We start from the raw sequence: 18484 nt of genomic DNA on the forward strand, positions 1-18484 counted from the left end.
GCAAGCGCTACAGTTCAGGCGGCGCGCAATTGGCTGAAATGCTCGGCCAGGGTCAAACCCAGGCCCTGCTCGACTGCATTTTCCACCTCGGCGGCCAGCGCTGCGGCCGATTGCGCCGCCCGCATGTCGCGCTCGTCGGTGGCGCCGGCCGGATAGCCGGCGTTGACGCGCATGCCGCCAAACACGAACAGCCGGTACACATCGGCCAGCGTGATGCGCTGCACATTGCCCAGCAAAACCCAGTGGTCCGAGCTGTCGGCCACCCGCTTGCCCCACTGCACCCGCACCGCCGACTCCACATTGACACGACCCACCCAGCCCTGGTCGACCATTTTGGCCAGCAGCTTTTCCATCTCGTCAAACCCCAGGCGGGTGCTGCTGCGTATCTCGGCAGAACCCACCAGCGCCGTGTCGCCAAACGCACTGGCGCGGTGCAGCACCTGCAGCACCGCCACCGCGTCGACAAACTCGCTGCCGGGCGCCGCCTCATGCCACCAGCGCTCGTATTTCACCACCGGCAGCGCCGCCACCAGCAAGGCGCCCACCAGCGTGATCATCCAGGACAGGTAGATCCACACCAGGAACAGCGGCAAGGCGGCCAGCGCGCCGTAGATGCGCGAATAGGTGGGAAAATCCTGGATGAATTCGCCGAAGCCGCGCTTGGCCACCTCGAAGGCCAGCGCCGCCAGCAGGCCGCCCCAGGCGGCGTCGCGCCAGTCGACATCGCGGTTGGGCACCGTCATATAGAGCAGGGTAAAGGCCAGCATGGTCAGGCCGATCGATACCACGGTGTAGAAAGCAGCACTGAGAAACGGCGCATCGCCGACCAGGCCACTGGTGGCCATGCTGGTGACCATGAACACGCGCGTGGTGACCGTCAGCGACACGCCAACCAGCAGCGGCCCGAGCGTAACGATGGCCCAGTAGACCAGCAGCCGCTTGCTCCAGCGCCGCTCCTGGCGCACGCGCCAGATGCGGTTGAAGATGCGCTCGATCAGATTCATCATGCCGATCGAGGTAAAGATCAGTGCGCCGGCGCCGATGGCCGACAGGCGCGTGGCTTTCGACGCAAACGTGGTCAGGTAGCCGAGGATGGTGTTGGAAATGCCCTTGGGCATCACGCTTTGCACGAAATAGTCTTCCAGTGCATGGCGGAAAGTATTAAACAGCGGAAAAGTCGTAAAGATCGCCAGCGCCAGCGTCAATAGCGGCACCAGCGCAAACACGGTGGCGAAAGTGAGGCTGCCGGCAACCTGCGGCAGGCTTTCTTCGCTCACGCGGCGGCGCGCAAACTGCAGCAGCTCGCGTACCTGCGACCAGCTCAGGCCGCGCATGGCGTGCACGCTCTGGCTGGCAATGCGCCACAGGCTGCGAAAGAAAGGCAAGATGGTTTTTAAAAACATGACATCCAAATCAGCGAAATCGGAAAGGCGCGTACAAAGGCAGTCGTATCGGCCCGCAAAGCGCCCTATAATACCAATGATGAAGCCATCCAATCTGATTATTCTTGTCCTGTTTTACTCCCGTCATGGCGCCACGCGCCAGTTGGCCGAACTGATCGCGCAAGGCGTCGAAAGCGTGCCCGGCTGTGATGCGCGGCTGCGCACCGTGCCGGCCGTCTCGACCGTGGCCGAAGCCACCGCGCCCGAGGTGCCGCCCGAGGGCGCGCCGTATGTGGAACTCGAGGATCTGCAGCAATGCGCTGGCCTGGCGCTCGGTTCGCCCACGCGCTTTGGCAATATGGCCGCGGCCATGAAGTATTTCTGGGATGGCACGGCCAGCGACTGGCTGGCCGGCAGCCTGGCCGGCAAGCCAGCCTGCGTATTTACCTCGACCGGCAGCCTGCATGGCGGCCAGGAGTCGACGCTGCTGTCGATGATGATCCCGCTGTTCCACCACGGCATGCTGGTCATGGGCCTGCCCTATACCAACCCCGAACTGATGACCACCTCGACCGGCGGCTCGCCCTATGGCGCCACGCACTGGTCCGGCATTGAAGGCAACAAGGCCATCAGCGACGATGAAAAGCGCCTCGCGCTGGCGCTGGGCCGGCGCCTGGCCGAGAACGCGCGCAAGCTTGCGGAGGCATGATGCATGGCGCACTGCACAAGTACTTTCACTGGGGCGCCATTGCCAGCCTGTCCACGCTGATAGTCTGGTGCGTGCTGTGGGAAATGGTTGTGGCGCCCCTGAAACCGGGCGGCTCGTGGCTGGCCATCAAGGCCGTGCCTCTGCTTATTCCCCTGTATGGCGTGATCAAGCGCGATGTCTATACGCTGCAATGGTCGTCGATGGTGATCCTGCTGTACTTTACCGAGGGCGTGGTGCGCGGCTACAGCGACAAGCTGGCCGCATCGGCCTTTATGGCCTGGGGTGAAGCGGTGATCGTGTGCGTGTATTTCTGCTGCGCCGTGCTGTATCTGCGCCCGTATAAAAAGGCCGCCAAACAGATGGCCAGGGAACTGCTCGCCAAAGTCAACAAGGTCAATATCACAAAATGACGGAGTTTCTCACTGCCTGCCGCGCCGCGCTCGGGGACGCCTATGTACTGACCGCCGACGCCGAGATGGCGCCGTTCCTGACCGACTGGCGCGACCGTTATACGGGCCGCGCGCTGGCCGTGCTGCGTCCTGCCAGTACAGAACAGGTGGCGCAGCTGCTGCGCGCCTGTAGCACGCATGGCGTGCCGGTGGTGCCGCAGGGCGGCAATACCGGACTGGTGCTGGGCAGCATCCCCGATAGCGCCGGCACCGCCGTGGTGCTGTCGCTGGCGCGCATGAACCGCATCCGCGCGCTCGACACCGTCAACCGCACCATCACGGTTGACGCCGGTTGCATTCTGCAGACCGTGCAGGAGGCCGCCAGCGCGGCCGATTGCCTGTTTCCCTTGTCGCTGGCGGCCGAAGGCAGCTGCACCATCGGCGGCAACCTGGCAACGAACGCCGGCGGCACGGCGGTGCTACGCTATGGCAATACCCGCGAGCTGTGCCTGGGGCTGGAAGTGGTCACGCCGCAAGGCGAAGTGTGGAACGGCCTGCGCGGCCTGCGCAAGGACAATACCGGCTACGACCTGCGCGACCTTTATATCGGCGCCGAGGGCACGCTGGGGGTGATTACCGGCGCAGTGTTGAAGCTCTATCCGCAGCCCAAGGCGTGCATTACGGCGCTGGCCGCCCTGAACTCGCCTGCTCATGCGCTACGCCTGCTGGGCCTGATGCAGGACCATTGCGGCGCCAGCCTGACCGGTTTCGAGCTGATGTCGCAGTACTGCCTGCGCCTGGTGGCCGAGCAGTTTCCGCAATTGCCGCAGCCGTTCAAGTACACGCATGGCCAGTATGTGCTGCTGGAGCTGTCGAGCAGCCAGTCCGAAGCGCATGCCATCGAACTGCTTGAAGCGAGTATCGGCGCGGCGCTCGACAGCGACGTCATCGAAGACGCGGTGGTCTCAGCCTCGGTGGCGCAGTCAACAGGCCTGTGGCAGCTGCGCGAACATATCCCGCTGGCGCAGGCGCGCGCCGGCAAGAATATCAAGCACGATATTTCGCTGCCGATCTCGCGCATCGCCGACTTTATCGCCCTGACCGATGCGGCGCTGGCAAGCGCCTTTCCCGGCTGCCAGCTGGTGTGCTTCGGTCACCTTGGCGACGGCAACCTGCATTACAACGTGGCGCCGCCGGCCGGCATGAGTGATATCGATTTCCTGGCCAACCAGGATGCGATCAACCGCATCGTGCATGACCAGGTGACGGCCTTTGACGGTTCGATCTCGGCCGAACACGGCATCGGCGCGCTGAAAAAAGACGAACTGGCGCATACCAAGTCGGCGCTGGAGCTGCAGCTGATGCGCGCCATCAAGCAGGCGCTGGACCCGCAGGGCATCATGAATCCGGGGAAAATATTATGAAAACCTTGTTGATCACGCTGGCGATCGTGGCATCGGCGCAAGCATCGGCGCAGGGCGTCTACAAATGCGTCAAGGACGGCCGGACCAGCTATAGCGAAACGCCGTGCGCGGCCGGCCAGGTGCAGCTGATCGAAGTCCCACCGCCGCCACCGGCCATCGACAAGGGCGCCGCCACGCGCCAGCAGCGCGTGGCCGACCAGCTCGAATCGACGCGCAAAAAACGCGAAGAGCGCGAAGACGCGGCCCGCGCGCGCGCCAATATGCAGTCGGCCGAACATGAACAGCATTGCGCCCAGCTGCGCCTGCAGCAGAAATGGGCGGCGCAGGACGCCGTGGGCGCCGGCGACAAGACGCGCGAAGCGGCGCAGCTCAAAGTGCGGCGCGCCAGCGAGCGCCTGGCGCTCGATTGCCTCAATTGAAACCGGCCGCCTCGCACAGCACCCTGTCGCGCTGGCTGCTGCTCGGCGAATGGCGCGCCCACCCGGTGCGCGCGCTGGTGGCGGTGCTGGCCATTGCCGTGGGCGTCTCGCTGGGCTTTGCCATCCACCTGATCAACGCCGCCGCCTTCAATGAATTTTCCACCGCCGTCAAGAGCCTGTCCGGCCAGGCCGACGTGCAGGTGTCGGGCCGTGAAGCGTTGTTCGATGAAGCCATCTATCCACAACTGGCAGCGCGAAGCGGCGTGGCCGTCGCCTCGCCGGTACTCGAACTGCAGGTCGGCGTGACCGGCAAGCCCAGTCTGCCGCCACTGCAAGTGCTGGCGCTTGACGTTTTTCGCGCCGGCTTTATTTCGCCCGACCTGATCGGCGCACCAAGCGACGACCAGCCGTTCGACACCTTGTCTGGCGATGCGATTTTTCTGTCGCCGGCTGCCCTGCGTGCGCTGGGCCTGGCGCAAGGCGACACGCTGGCGCTGCAGTCGGGCACCGGCAGCATCAAGCTGCGCGTGGCCGGCTCGCTGCAGCGCGCACGCGCCGGCCAGCGCATCGCCGTGATGGATATCGGCGCGGCGCAGTGGCGCTTCCAGCGCCTGGGCAAGCTGTCGCGCATCGATCTGAAACTGCGCGACGGGGTCAACCGCGAGGCCTTCCAAGCGCAACTGGCGCGTGATCTGGAACGCGATTATCCGGGCCGCTTCCGGGTCGGCCAGCCCAACGATGAAAACCAGAACAGCCGCAACAACAACCTCAGCCGCGCCTACCGCGTCAACCTGACCGTGCTGGCCTTGGTTGCCCTGTTTACTGGCGCCTTTTTGGTGTTTTCCACCCAGGCGCTGTCGGTGATCCGCCGCCGCAGCCAGTTTGCGCTGCTGCGCGTGCTGGGCATGGAGCGCGGCATGCTGCTGCGCCAGGTGCTGATGGAAGGCGCCAGCCTGGGCGTGGTGGGTGCGGCTGCCGGCATTGCCGGTGGCTACGCCATGGCGGCGCTGGCGCTGCGTTTTTTTGGCGGTGACCTGGGCGCCGGCTTTTTCTCCGGGGTGCAGCCGCAGGTGCAGTTCACGCCGGTAGCAGCGTTGGTGTACTTTGCGCTGGGCCTGGGCGTGGCGCTGCTCGGCTGCGCCGCGCCGGCCTTGGAGGCGTCGCGCGCGGCGCCCGCCATCGCGCTCAAGTCGGGCAGCGAGGCGGCCGTCACCACGCGCCTGGCCAAGACCTGGCCGGCGCTGGTGTGCCTGCTGGCAGCGGGCGCACTGACGCTGCTGCCGCCCGTGTTCGAGCTGCCGCTGTTTGGCTATATCTCGATTGCGCTGCTGCTGATCGGCGCCATTGCACTGATGCCGCAGCTGGCGCTGGTGGTGTTTCGCGCCGTCGAACGCGTGTGGCTGCGCGCCAGTGTCGCTGCGCGCGCGCCGGTGCGCAGCCTGACGGTGTCGCGCCTGGCCAATGCGTCAGGCCAGGTCGGCATTGCGCTGGGCGGGGTGCTGTCGAGCTTTAGCCTGATGGTGGCGATGGCCATCATGGTATCGAGCTTTCGCGTCTCGGTCGACGACTGGCTGCTGCAGATCCTGCCGGCCGACCTGTATGCGCGCACCGCTGCCAGCGGCAGCACCTCCGGTTTGAATCCCGACGAACAGCGCCGCATCACCACCCTGCCCGGCGTGGCACGTGCCGACTTTTTGCGCGTGCGCTCGCTGTCGCTGTCGCCCGAGCGCCCCAACGTCACGCTGCTGGCGCGCCCGATCAATCTGCAGGATCCCGGCAAAAGCATGGTGCTCGTCGGCGACACGCTGCCGGTGCCTGCCGGCTTGCGCCCCGTATGGCTGTCCGAAGCTGCCGCCGATCTGTATGGCTACCAGCCCGGCCAGAGCATCAGGCTGCCGCTGGCAGGTGGCCTGCATGACTTCTTTGTAGCCGGCGTCTGGCGCGACTATGCGCGCGCCAGCGGCTCGATTTATATGCCGCTGGACGACTACCGCGCCATTACGCGCGACCTGGAAGTGAGCGACGCGGCGCTGTGGCTGGATAAAGGCGTGAGCGCTGACCAGCTGCAGCAACGCATCAAGGCGCTGCCGTTTGGCGCCACGCTGGAGCTGTCGAGCCCTTCGGCGATTCGCGCCCTGAGCCTGCAGATTTTCGACCGCAGCTTTGCCGTCACCTACCTGCTTGAAGCGATTGCCATCGTGATTGGCCTGTTTGGCGTGGCCGCCACGTTTTCGGCGCAGACGCTGGCGCGCGCGCGCGAATTCGGCATGCTGCGCCATGTGGGCGTCACGCGCGGGCAGATCCTGGCCATCCTGGCGCTCGAAGGCGGCGCCTTGACGGCGCTGGGGATAGCCACCGGTTTCGTGCTGGGCCTGTTGATCAGCTTTGTGCTGGTGTATATCGTCAATCCGCAATCGTTCCACTGGACCATGCAACTGCATCTGCCATGGGGTCTGATCGCCACCGTGGCCGGTGCACTGCTGGCCGCCAGCGCCGCTACGGCCCTGCTGGCCGGGCGTCAGGCGCTGTCGGCAGGTCCCATACGCGCCGTCAGGGAGGACTGGTAATGCGACATTGTTTGCTTTTGATACTGTGCCTGGCGCTGCCGGCCATGGCGGCCGCGCCGGTGTTTGAACCGGTCACGCCGCTGCCGGCTGGCCAGTCGCTGCGCCTGCCGCACGACTTCGGCGCCCATCCCGCCTTCAAGACCGAGTGGTGGTATGCCACCGGCTGGGTCACTACCGCCGGCGGCCAGCAACTGGGCTACCAGGTCACCTTCTTTCGCAGCGCCACCGGCTCGGACCCGGCCAACCCGAGCGCGTTTGCGCCGAAACAGCTTATTATCGGCCACGCCGCGCTGTCGGATCCGAAGCTGGGCAAGCTGCTGCACGACGAGCGCAGTGCGCGCCAGGGCTTTGACCTGGCCTACGCAAAGGAAGGCAATACCGACGTCAAGCTCGACGACTGGCGCATGCAGCGGCGCGATGATGGCCACTATGAAGTAACGCTGGCGGCGCGCGAATTTTCGCTGCAGCTGACCTTGAGCCCGACCCAGGCGCCGCTGCTGCAGGGCGAGCGCGGCTACTCGCGCAAGGGGCCGCGCCCGGAACAGTCCAGTTACTACTACAGCGAGCCGCAACTGGCCACGCGCGGCACCATTACACGCGCCGGCGGCCAGCCCGAAGCGGTCACCGGCACCACCTGGCTCGATCACGAATGGTCGAGCCAGGTGCTCGATGAAAACGCCAGCGGCTGGAACTGGGTCGGCGCCAACCTCGATGACGGCGGCGCGCTGATGGCTTTCCAGATACGCAGCAAGACAGGTGCTAAACTATGGGCCCACGCCGCATGGCGCGACCGCCACGGCAAGGTCACGCAATTCGGGCCCGACGAGGTGGAATTTGCCCCCACGCAGCTGTGGCGCTCGCCGCGCACCAGGGCCGAGTATCCGGTCGCCACCGAAATTCGTACCGGTGGCACGCGCTGGCAGATCGCGCCGCTGCAGCCCGACCAGGAACTCGATTCGCGCCGCTCGACCGGCGCCGTCTACTGGGAAGGCGCGGTGACGGTCAAGCGTGACGGCCAGCAGGCAGGCCGCGCCTACCTGGAAATGACCGGTTATGTCCAGCCGATGAAGTTGTAGAACAACAGTAGCAGATACAGTAAAACAAAGCGAAGACCCATGACGACCAGTACCGAAACGAGCAGCACCACCACTTCCACGACGCCCGCAACGGGCACCAGCCGCGAACTGAAAAAAGGCAGCCTGGCCGCCTTCAAGGGCCTGATGCCTTTCCTCACGCCCTACCGCAAGCAGTTCTTCCTGGCCGGTATCGCGCTGGTGGTGGCAGCCGCTTCCACGCTGGCCATTCCGGCCGCCTTCAAGCAGATGATCGACCTCGGTTTTGGCGGCGCGGCCGGCTCGAAAAGCATCGAGCATGTGGACCTGGTGTTCCTGGCCCTGTTTGGCGTGGCGTCGGTGCTGGCGCTGGCTACGGCGGCGCGCTTTTATACGGTGTCCTGGCTGGGCGAGCGCGTCACGGCCGATATCCGCAGCGCCGTGTACGGCCATGTGGTCACGCAAAGCCCCGAGTTTTTTGAAACTACGCAGACCGGCGAGGTGCTCTCGCGCATTACCACCGACACCACGCTGATCCAGGCGGTAGTCGGCACCAGCATCTCGATGGCGCTGCGCAATATGCTGCTGTTTATCGGCGGCCTGGTGATGCTGTTCGTGACCAGCGCCAAACTGGCCGGCATCATTATCGGCCTGTTGATCCTGGTGGTGGTGCCGATCATCGTGTTTGGCCGGCGCGTGCGCAAGCTGTCGCGCGATTCGCAGGACCGCATTGCCGACGCGTCGGCGATGGCCGGTGAAATTCTCAACGCCATGCCAACCGTGCAGGCGTTCACGCATGAAAAGATCGAATCGAAGCGCTTTGGCGACTCGGTCGAAGGCGCCTTCATGACCGCCATGCGCCGTATCCGCGCGCGCGCGCTGCTGACCATGATCGCCATCCTGCTGGTGTTTGGCGCCATCGTGTTCGTGCTGTGGCTCGGTGCGCGCGCGGTGCTCGATGGCTCGATGACGGGCGGCGACCTGGGGCAGTTCATCCTGTACGCGTCCATCGTGGCCGGCGCCATCGGCGCGTTGTCCGAAGTGATGGGCGAGGCGCAGCGCGCTGCCGGCGCCACCGAGCGCCTGCTTGAACTGATGGCCGTCCAGTCGGATATTTCCTCGCCAGCCGCACCTTTGGCGCTGCCGGCGCGCGCCGCCAATGGCGCTTCGCTGACGCTCGACCGCCTGCAGTTTTCCTACCCTTCGCGCCCCGACACCCATGCGCTGGACCAGGTCAGTCTCGATATCGCCCCCGGTGAAACGGTGGCCGTGGTCGGTCCGTCCGGCGCCGGCAAGACCACGCTGTTCCAGCTGTTCCTGCGCTTTTACGATCCGCAAGGCGGCCAGATCCGCCTCGACGGCGTCGACATCAAACAGCTCGACCTGCACACGTTGCGCGACGCCATTGGCATCGTGCCGCAAGATACGGTGATTTTCTCGAACGACGCGATGGAAAACATCCGCTACGGGCGCGCCGGCGCAACTGACGCCGAGGTGATTGCGGCGGCAAAAATGGCGGCTGCCCATGAATTCATCGAGCGCCTGCCCAATGGCTACAAATCGTTCCTCGGCGAGCGCGGCGTGCGCCTGTCCGGCGGCCAGCGCCAGCGCATCGCGATTGCGCGCGCCCTGCTGAAAAACCCGCCGCTGCTGCTGCTCGACGAGGCCACCAGCGCGCTCGATGCCGAATCGGAACGCCTGGTGCAGTCGGCGCTGGAAGCGGCGATGGTCGGGCGCACCACCGTCATTATCGCGCACCGCCTGGCCACCGTGCAGCGCGCCGACCGCATCGTGGTAATGGAAGACGGCAAGATCGTGGAAATGGGCACGCACGCGCAACTGGTGGCAATGAAAGGCGTCTACGCCAACCTGGCGGCACTGCAGTTTCACCATGTGCACGCTGGGTAGGTTGAAAGATGAACGCCTTTTTCCACGCCCATCTGGGCATTACCGACTTCTGGACTTTTTTGATCGGCACGATCTTTATCGTGCTGCTGCCCGGCCCTAACTCGATGTATGTGCTGTCGGTAGCCGCCCAGCGCGGCGTACGCCCGGCCTACCAGGGCGCCTGCGGCATATTCGTGGGTGACCTGGTGCTGATGGTGCTGTCAGCCTGCGGCGTGGCGTCGCTGCTGAAAGCCAGCCCTGCCCTGTTCTATGCCGTGAAGTATATCGGCGCGGCCTACCTGGGCTGGATCGGCCTGCAAATGCTGATCGGCTGCTGGCGGCAGCTGCGCGCACCGCAGGCTACCGGCGACGTCACGCCTGCGCCGACTGCTGCAAAGGAAAGCAATCCCTTCCGCAAGGCGCTGGTGATCAGCCTGATGAATCCCAAGGCGATCCTGTTCTTTATTTCGTTCTTTATCCAGTTTGTCGACCCCGCCTTTGCCACGCCGGCGCTGTCGTTTGTCGGACTGGGCCTGACTTGCCAGCTACTGAGCTTTACCTATCTGACAGTGATTATCTTTGTCGGCGCGCGCCTGGCGGCCGCCTTCCGCCGCCGTCGCCGCCTGTCGGCCGGCATGGGCGGCGGGGTCGGTGCGCTGTTTATCGGCTTTGGCGCCAAGCTGGCCACCGCCACCCTGTAAGGAGAACTTCTTGACCGACGCCGAACTGCGCCAGCAATGCCATACCATTATCCCGGGCCACCGCCAGCCAACACCGGCCGAAACCTTTGCCGCGATGTCCGCCTGGTGCGAAGAACACGGCATTGCGCATGACACCTATGGCGACGGCGAACTGATCGAACAGTTCGAGCAAAAGATCGCGCGCCTGCTGGGCTTTGAAGCGGCAGTGTTCTGCATCACCGGCACCATGACGCAGGTGACCGCGTTGCGTCTGGCCTGCCAGGACCGCGCTTCGCGCCTGGTGGCGCTGCATCCGACCTCGCATATCCTGCGCCACGAACGCGGCAACCACGAACTGCTCGACCATTTCAAGGCCCTGATGATCGGCGACCCGCACCGGCCATGGACGGTGGATGACCTGCGCGCCGTGCCCGATGCGTTGGCTGCGGCGCAGCTTGAACTGCCGATGCGCGAAATCGGCGGCCAGTGCCCTCGATGGGACGAACTGGACGCTATCAAGCATCACTGCCAGCAGCACAATATCCACTTGCATATGGACGGCGCACGCCTGTGGGAAACCCAGGCAGCGTTTGGCCAGCCACTCTCCGCCGTCTGCCGCGGCTTTGACAGCGTGTATGTGTCGCTCTACAAAGGTATCGGCGGCCTGGGCGGCGCCATGCTGGCCGGCAGCGGCCAGTTTGTCGAGCGCGCACGCGAATGGTTCCGCCGCCAGGGCGGCAATATTATCCACCGTACGCCCTACGTGGTGGCCGCCGCCATGCAGTTCGATGCGCGCATCGCCGCCATGCCGCACTACTTCGAGCGCACGCAGTGGCTATACCAGCTGCTGCAGGATTACCCGGTGATCGCCGTCAATCCGGCCCGCCCGCAGGCCAATATGCTGCACCTGCATCTGCCGGTCTCGCGCGAGCGCGCCATGGCGATCCGCGATGACATCGCGAGCGAACACGGCATCTGGCTGTTCGGCCGCGCCAGCCATGCAGCACTGCCCGATCATTGCTATATCGAGTGGTATGTGGGCGACAACCTGCTGGCAATGCCGGACGGCCAGGTGCTTAAGGCGCTCGATTTGCTCGCGGCGCGATTGAAGCCGTAATGGCCGCGTTTGGACACAGGCGCGTGCGCGCGTCGGCTTGATGCTGATGTCGGCTTGATGCTGATGTCGGATTGACGCATATACGTCGGATTGACGCGTACATGTCGGCGTAGGTCGGCTTAGCGCGTAGGTCGGCTTAGCGCGCAGCGCGTAAGCCGACAACATTGTTGACGTCAACGGTATTGTCGGATTACGGCCCCTGTGGGGCCTAATCCGACCTACGACCGACGCCTTAAAACTTGTAGTTATAAGCCAGCCCCAGCAACTGCATGCGGGTCTTGAACAGGCCGCGCGTGGTTTCGCCGTTGCCAGTGCAGCCGGCGGTCACCGGCGAGCACTGGTTGGTGTAGTTGACGGCGGCGTCCTTGAAGTCGATATAGCTGTAGGCCAGGTCCAGCGAGGCATTCGGGCTGAGCTTCCAGTTGGCGCCGATCGAATACTGCATGCGGTCGCTGTCAGGTAGCGCTGCGTGGCGCAGTTCGGGGCCGCGTACCGGCGCTTCGTCATGGGCCACACCGGCACGCAGCAGCAGGCTGTCGCTATACTTGTAGTTGGCGCCCAGCGAGACGCGCGTGGTGTCCTTCCACTGCTGGCGGATGCGCTCTGCGCCTTCGGCTGTCGGCGGGAACTGGATATCGAGATTTTGCAGGCGCGAGGTGCGCGTCCAGGTCACGTCACCCATCAGCGCCCAGCGCTCATCCATCTGATGGAAAGCGTTCAGCGAGACGGTTTCCGGCGTGCGCAGTTCGACCAGCGCGCCCGAATTGACCTTGTTGGAGGCGGCAGCAATAAAGGCGTTGACGGCGGCGTTATTCGACACCTGCGAGAAATCCCACACCGTATTGCCCTTGAGCTTGTGCGAGATCGACGAGCGGTACGACACGCCAAAGCGCGTCGCCTCGTTCATCTGGTACAGATAGCCAAGGTTGAAGCCAAATCCCCAGTCATCGCCATCCATCTCGGCATGCCCATCCTTGGCGCCGCGCAGCGCCACAGTCGCAGCTTGGGCGGCAGCCAAACCCTGTGTGCGCGCGATATTGGTGATAAAGGCGGTCGATGCGGCCGGCGCATGTTGCGCCAGGAAGGCCACCGAACCTGGCACGTCGACCGCTTGGCCCAGTTCGGCCTTCATGTATTCGGCCGTTACGCCAAAGCCGAACGAGTGATGCTCGTTGAGCTTGAACGCCACCGAAGGATTCAAGGCAATCGCTTCGAGCTTGATATTGGAAATGGCGTAGCGGCCGCTCCAGCTGTTGCCGTAATCGAGTTTGGCGCCGTAAGGCACGAACAGGCCGAAGCCGGCAGTCCACTGGTCGTTGAGCTTTTTGCTGGCGTACAGCGCTGGCGCAAACACGGCGTCGGGCGCATAGTCCTTGGCCGTGCCACCGGGGACGCGGTTGGTGAAGGTACGCGAGCCGGTGTCCTGGAAGCTCGAATGCGGCAGCACCAGCGTGCCGCCGCCGAGCAGTTGCGTGCCTTCCAGGCGCGACAGGCCGGCCGGGTTGTAGAAAATGGTGGAAGCGTCAGCCGCTTCAGCGGCATTGGCGTCGGCCGTGCCCTGGCCGGACACGCTTTGCGAGCCGAAGCGGTAACCCGATGCGGCAGCATTGGTGGACAGGCCGGCCAGCGCGGCGGCAATGATCAAAGGCAGATATTGTGGTTTCAAGCGGGTCTCTCTTTATTATATAAGCTGGCTATGCATGCGTTCGGGCCGCCAGTATCTGCCCGTCGTACGGAGCCGCCGGGAACGCCTGCAAGCGGGTTCCCGGACGGTGCCTGGGCAGCATATAATAAATTTCAAAAAAAAGCGAACGGTCGCTCTTTTTTAGTGTGAGAGCTGCAATGCGGGCAGTGCCCCATCGGGTCGGCCCAGCAGTCGCCGCTTGAGCATCAGTTCGAGCATCTGCTCGGCAGGCACCGGGCGCGACACCAGGTAGCCCTGGATTTCATTGCACTGCAAGGTGCGCAGCATATCGAGCTGCTGCTGCGTTTCCACCCCTTCGGCCACCACGCTCATGCCCAGTGCATGGGCCATTGAAACGATGGCGCGCACGAACACTTCACCCTGCTCCGAGCGGCCCAGTTCGGTGGTAAACGCGCGGTCGATCTTCAGGCCGTCCATGGCAAACCTCTGCAGCTGCGACAGCGACGAGTAGCCGGTGCCGAAATCGTCGACCAGCAGGCGCACGCCCAGCGCACGGATGGCGGCCAGTTGCTCGAGCGTACGGTTCTGCTCGTCCATCATCGCCGATTCGGTGATTTCCACTTCGATCAGGCGCGCTTCGATGGCATGCCGCGCCAGCGCCGAGGCCAGTACCAGATGCACATCGCCACGGCTGAACTGGCGCGCCGAGACGTTGATGGAAACGGGCACCAGCTGCAAGCCAAACGACTTCCAGCGCGCCATCTGCTGGCAGACCTTTTCAATCACCATCTCGCCCAGCTGCGAAATGAGGCCGCTGCTTTCGGCCACCGGGATGAATTCAAGCGGCGGCACCATGCCGTGCAGCGGATGCTGCCAGCGCACCAGCGCCTCCATACTGCACAACAGGCCGCTTTGGGTATCGACGCGTGGCTGGTACACCACCAGGAATTGATCCTGCTCGAGCGCCGTTACCAGCGCCTGCTCCAGTTCGCGCCGGTGGCGGATGGTCTCGAACAGCGCCGGCTGGAAGAAGCGGTGATGGCCCTTGCCGGCCATCTTGACGGCGTACATGGCGATATCGGCGTTTTTCAGCAGCACATCGGTGTCGCGCCCGTCGCGCGGCGAGATGCTGATACCGATCGAGGCGCCCATCTTGTGGCGCTCGCTGCCCAGGTAGAACGGCTCGTCGAAGGCCTGCGCGATGCGCGCGGCAACCTGCTCGGCGCGGCTGTCGTCTTCGATCGGATCGAGCAGCACCACGAATTCATCGCCGCCCAGGCGCACCACATGGTCGCCAGGGCGCAGCACCGCCTTCAGGCGCACCGAGGCGGCGCGCAGCACCTTGTCGCCTTCGGCATGGCCCTGCGTGTCATTGATGTCCTTGAAACCGTCCAGATCGATGAACAGCAGCGCCAGCATCTGCCCGCCCTGCGCCGCGCGGCTCAATGCGCCGGGCAGGAAGTGCTGCAGCCAATGGCGGTTCGGCAAGCCGGTCAGGCCATCCTCGTTGGCCATGCGGCGCAGTTCCTGCTCGTGCTCTTTCGCCTCACTGATGTCCTGCACGGTCACGGCCAGGCGGTCGCCGCTACGCACCACACGCCGGCGTATCCAGCGCAGCTGGAACGGATTGCCGTCGGCCAGTTCGATTTCCTGCTCCGAAAAGCCGGTCTGCATGGCCACCTTGTAATTCTGGATCAGGTCGCGGAAATACGGCTCGTGCGCGCGCGACTGCAGACGCAGGCCCAGCAGCTGCTCGCGGCGCACGCCCAAAAAACGGGCGCCCGGCTCGTTGCAGTCGACCAGTTCAAAGTCGCTGATGGCGCCGTTGGCCCCGCGAATGGCCACGATAATATAAAAGCCGTCGCTGGTGCCTTCGGTGGCCATGCGGTAGGCGCCGCGCACGCCTTCGGACTGATGGTGGCGCCAGGCCAGGCGCAACGACAAGATGGTGGCGACGCCGGTAAAGGCCAGCAGCATGGCGCTGACGGCCAGCGCGATGCCGAGGTAAATGGTGCGCGTTTCCTGGTAAGGCTGCAGCACTTCCATGTCGGCCAGGCCAACCAGGGCCGTAAATGGATAGGCGCCCAGCGCCTGCCAGCCGACAAAACGGTTCTGCTTGTCCGAAAAGCCGATACGGCCCTGCGACTGCATGGCGCCGCTGTCGCTGTCGAGAAAGCTGGTGTCAAAGAATGGCACGCCGCGCACCGGCGCCACGCGCGAACCGAGGCGGGTGCTGAATAACTCGCCATCCTCGCCGACCAGCGCCGACATGCCCAGCCTGCCGAAATTGACGCTGTCATAAAATTCGGAAAAATAGCTGGAATGGATGGAAATGAGCAGCACGCCGTCGAAATTGCCATCGGCGTCCTCGAGGCGGCGCGTAAAGTGAACCAGGGTGGCGTCCTGGGCCGCGCCAGCACCCTCGTCCGCCTGGCCGGTGTCGGCCGCCGGCGCCGTTTCCTGCATCCGCCCCAGCGCAATGCGCAGCGCACTGGAGTTACTGCGCCAGTGCCGCAACAGCATATCGCTGCGCTCACTGGTGCGCAGGCGCTGCAGCGGCGCGGTGGCCGTCACGGGGTGGCCCTTGCGGTCGAAGATGGCGACGACGGCAAATTGCGGCAAGGCATACATGCCCTGCGTCTTGAGCTGGTCGAGCTGCAGCCTGCCGTGTGCGTTTTCCCATTCGTATTTCAGCTGCAGCGTGAGCTGGTCCATCTGCTCCATGGTGCGCAGCAGATACTGGCCGTAGGCCTTGGACAGCGAGGCGACATTGTCGAGCGCCTGCTGCTGCGCCACCTTTTTTTCCGCTTCCAGCTGCAGCAAGGTAGCGGTCCACAGCACCGCGCACAGGGCCAGCCCGAGCAGCGGCCAGGCCAGCACCATGCGCAGGTTGGCCCTGAAGAATGCCGCGCGGCTGAGCTCGGTAGCAGCGCCGGCAGGCATGAAAAATTGTCGCAAAGGCATGTTGCTGTTTTTACCGTATTTACATCATTTCCGTAAGGATACACAAGTTACCACAGAGTTATCGCCAGTGGTATGCGCCAGGCGCATTTATGTGCATGCGAACAGCGCGGGCGGCACTGCATGGCGCCGGCTGCGTTACAATCACCGTCCTTATGTAGGCGATGTAGGAGCACCAACCATGCAGCAATACCAGGAATTGATCAGAACCGTCCTTGATACCGGCAGCTGGCAGGATAACCGCACGGGTATCCGCACCCTGAGCGTACCGGGCGCGATGATGCGTTTTGACCTGGCCAATGGCAATTTTCCAGCCGTCACCACCAAGAAGCTGGCCTTCAAGTCGGTCGTCGGCGAATTGTGCGCGTTTTTGCGCGCGTCGCGCAATGCGGCCGAGTTCCGCGCGCTCGGCTGCAAAGTCTGGGACCAGAACGCCAACGAGAACGCGCAGTGGCTGGCCAATCCCTACCGCCAGGGTGAAGACGACCTCGGCCCCGTCTACGGCGTGCAATGGCGCCAATGGCCAGCCTACAAGCTGCTCGACGCGAGCGAAGCGGCGCAGATTGCCAGCGCGCAGGCCAACGGCTTTGCAGTAGTGGCGCCGGTGGTCGAGGAAGGCGTGGCAAAGGTGCTGCTGTACAAGGCGGTCGACCAGTTGCGCGAATGCCTGGACACCATCATGAACGACCCAGGCAGCCGCCGCATCCTGTTCCATGGCTGGAACCCGGCCGTGCTCGACGCCGTGGCCCTGCCCGCCTGCCATTTGCTGTACCAGTTTATTCCCAACGCCAGCACGCGTGAAATCTCGCTGTGCCTGTATGTGCGCAGCAACGACATCGGCCTGGGCACGCCGTTCAATATCGCCGAAGGCGCCGTGCTGCTGCACCTGGTGGCGCGCCTGACCGGCTATACCCCGCGCTGGTTCACCTATTTTATCGGCGACGCGCATATCTATGAAAACCATCTCGATATGGTGCAGGAGCAGTTGCAGCGCGAGCCGTTCCCGGCGCCGCGCCTGGTAATTGCCGACCGCGTGCCCGAGTATGCCAAAACCGGCAAGTATGAGCCGGAATGGCTGGAAAAGATCGAACCGTCCGACTTTTCGCTGGAAGGCTACGAGCATCATGCGCCGATCAAGGCGGCGATGGCGGTCTGATGGCGACCGCACCACTGTCGGCGCTGCATCGCAAGCTGTTTGACGAAACCAGCGGTGAAAAGTTCGCACGCCTGAAAGACCGGCTGCTGAAAAACCATGGCGAGGCGGACCGCGCCGCCGTGCTGTCGATACTGGCGGCGTATATCCGCGACGGCCAGCTGCTGCACTGGCGCGCTTTTTTGCTGCCCGATATGGTGCGCCTGACGCAGCCTGGCGAGTACGAAGATTTTTATGCCTGGAGCCTGCAGCAACCCAAGCTGGCCTACTGGAGCGTCGATGGCCTGCTGAAAAGCGGCGGCAAGGCTGCGTATCCTGCACTCGTTGCGCTGGCGCTGGACACCGGCCAGGCACTCGATGTGCGCGCCAAGGCCGTCAAGAGCCTGGCCATCTTCAGCCGCCAGCCGTTTGACGCGGGCCGCCCGCAAGACCCCGGCTACTGGAAAGAGCCGGATCTCGACCTGCCGGCGCTGCTGGCCTGGCAGTCGCTCGGCTACCCCGATGGCGCCGGCCATGCCGAGCCGGCGCGCCACCGTCTGCTCGACGCGCCGCAGTCACCGCTGGAACATGCACTGGCCGCGCTCGAGCGCAAGCTGGCGGCGCAGCGCGCGCAGGAACAGGATCTGGCCCAGCCGTCAAACTGGCTGACCATCGCCAATCCTGCGGACCTGCTGGCCATCGACCAGCGCTGGACGCTGCCCGAGCACTACCGGCGCTTCCTGGCCTGCGCTTCGCCGCTCAGGGTACAGGTCGAAGGAGATGATTTTCCAGAAGGCGTAAGCCTGTACGGCGCGCACGAACTGCTCAAGGCGCAGCATGGCTACAGCTGGAATCCGGTCGAACAGGCCGTCATTGCCGACTGGCCCGCGCACTATGTGGTGATTGCCGATGCAGGCGCCGACCCGTTCTGCCTGGATCTGAGCCAGGCCGATGGCGAGGATGCGCCGGTGCTGCACGCCATGCATGGCACCGGACGCTGGGATTTCGAGCGGTACAACGCCAGCCTGGTTGACTTTATCAACGAGCTGGCCAGCGCAAAATAACTGGATCTAGCCGAGTCCAGGCAAACCGTAGGTCGGATTAGCCGCGTAGCGGCGTA

General features: G+C 64.3%; 14 protein-coding genes. 11 read left to right on the forward strand and 3 right to left on the reverse strand.

The genetic code is table 11. The annotated features are described in order from the left end of the window. Positions 1–14: 14 nt before the first annotated feature. Positions 15–1403, reverse strand: coding sequence for a YihY family inner membrane protein (locus GCM43_RS00100; protein WP_152241492.1), 1389 nt, complete (start codon positions 1401–1403; stop codon positions 15–17). Between the two features lie 79 nt (positions 1404–1482). Between GCM43_RS00100 and wrbA the strand changes: the two genes are divergently transcribed. From wrbA to GCM43_RS00145, 9 genes are read left to right on the forward strand one after another with little or no spacing between them, the layout of a single operon-like run. Next, a complete protein-coding gene (gene wrbA / locus GCM43_RS00105) occupies positions 1483–2091 on the forward strand; it encodes an NAD(P)H:quinone oxidoreductase (protein ID WP_152241986.1) in 609 nt (202 codons plus the stop codon). Next, a complete protein-coding gene (locus GCM43_RS00110; protein ID WP_152241987.1) occupies positions 2091–2501 on the forward strand; it encodes a DUF2069 domain-containing protein in 411 nt (136 codons plus the stop codon). The genes wrbA and GCM43_RS00110 overlap by 1 nt, the downstream gene beginning before the upstream one ends. Further along, positions 2498–3904 (forward strand): FAD-binding oxidoreductase, encoded by a 1407-nt coding sequence (locus GCM43_RS00115; RefSeq protein WP_152241493.1) that lies wholly within the window; start codon positions 2498–2500, stop codon positions 3902–3904. Before GCM43_RS00110 ends, GCM43_RS00115 begins: the two co-directional genes overlap by 4 nt. Beyond that, positions 3901–4323 (forward strand): DUF4124 domain-containing protein, encoded by a 423-nt coding sequence (locus GCM43_RS00120; protein WP_152241494.1) that lies wholly within the window; start codon positions 3901–3903, stop codon positions 4321–4323. The genes GCM43_RS00115 and GCM43_RS00120 overlap by 4 nt, the downstream gene beginning before the upstream one ends. Further along, positions 4218–6890 carry an FtsX-like permease family protein gene (locus GCM43_RS00125; protein ID WP_152241495.1) on the forward strand — a complete coding sequence of 891 codons (2673 nt, stop codon included), beginning with the start codon at positions 4218–4220 and terminating at the stop codon, positions 6888–6890. The genes GCM43_RS00120 and GCM43_RS00125 overlap by 106 nt, the downstream gene beginning before the upstream one ends. Then, on the forward strand, positions 6890–7966 hold the full coding sequence (locus GCM43_RS00130) for a lipocalin-like domain-containing protein (protein ID WP_152241496.1): 1077 nt from the start codon (positions 6890–6892) through the stop codon (positions 7964–7966). The genes GCM43_RS00125 and GCM43_RS00130 overlap by 1 nt, the downstream gene beginning before the upstream one ends. Positions 7967–8005: 39 nt before the next feature. Further along, complete coding sequence (locus tag GCM43_RS00135; protein ID WP_152241497.1) at positions 8006–9850, forward strand: ABC transporter transmembrane domain-containing protein; 1845 nt, start codon at positions 8006–8008, stop codon at positions 9848–9850. An 8-nt stretch (positions 9851–9858) separates the two neighbouring features. Continuing rightward, entirely contained in the window at positions 9859–10530 is a 672-nt protein-coding gene (gene leuE, locus GCM43_RS00140) for a leucine efflux protein LeuE (protein WP_152241498.1), read from the forward strand. 10 nt (positions 10531–10540) lie between these two features. Beyond that, complete coding sequence (locus GCM43_RS00145) at positions 10541–11626, forward strand: threonine aldolase family protein (protein WP_152241499.1); 1086 nt, start codon at positions 10541–10543, stop codon at positions 11624–11626. Between the two features lie 232 nt (positions 11627–11858). Here GCM43_RS00145 and GCM43_RS00150 read toward each other — a convergent pair whose 3' ends face one another. Next, positions 11859–13292, reverse strand: coding sequence for an OmpP1/FadL family transporter (locus GCM43_RS00150; RefSeq protein WP_152241500.1), 1434 nt, complete (start codon positions 13290–13292; stop codon positions 11859–11861). 159 nt (positions 13293–13451) lie between these two features. Then, positions 13452–16235: a bifunctional diguanylate cyclase/phosphodiesterase gene (locus GCM43_RS00155; protein ID WP_152241501.1), complete on the reverse strand. Its 2784-nt coding sequence runs from the start codon at positions 16233–16235 to the stop codon at positions 13452–13454. A gap of 178 nt (positions 16236–16413) precedes the next feature. Here GCM43_RS00155 and GCM43_RS00160 point away from each other — a divergent pair, with 178 nt between their 5' ends. Beyond that, positions 16414–17388, forward strand: coding sequence for a thymidylate synthase (locus tag GCM43_RS00160; protein WP_152241502.1), 975 nt, complete (start codon positions 16414–16416; stop codon positions 17386–17388). Beyond that, positions 17388–18428, forward strand: coding sequence for an SMI1/KNR4 family protein (locus tag GCM43_RS00165; RefSeq protein ID WP_152241503.1), 1041 nt, complete (start codon positions 17388–17390; stop codon positions 18426–18428). The genes GCM43_RS00160 and GCM43_RS00165 overlap by 1 nt, the downstream gene beginning before the upstream one ends. The last annotated feature ends 56 nt before the right edge of the window (positions 18429–18484 follow it).

The organism is Janthinobacterium aquaticum (genome assembly GCF_009208565.1).
GTDB lineage: Bacteria > Pseudomonadota > Gammaproteobacteria > Burkholderiales > Burkholderiaceae_D > Janthinobacterium.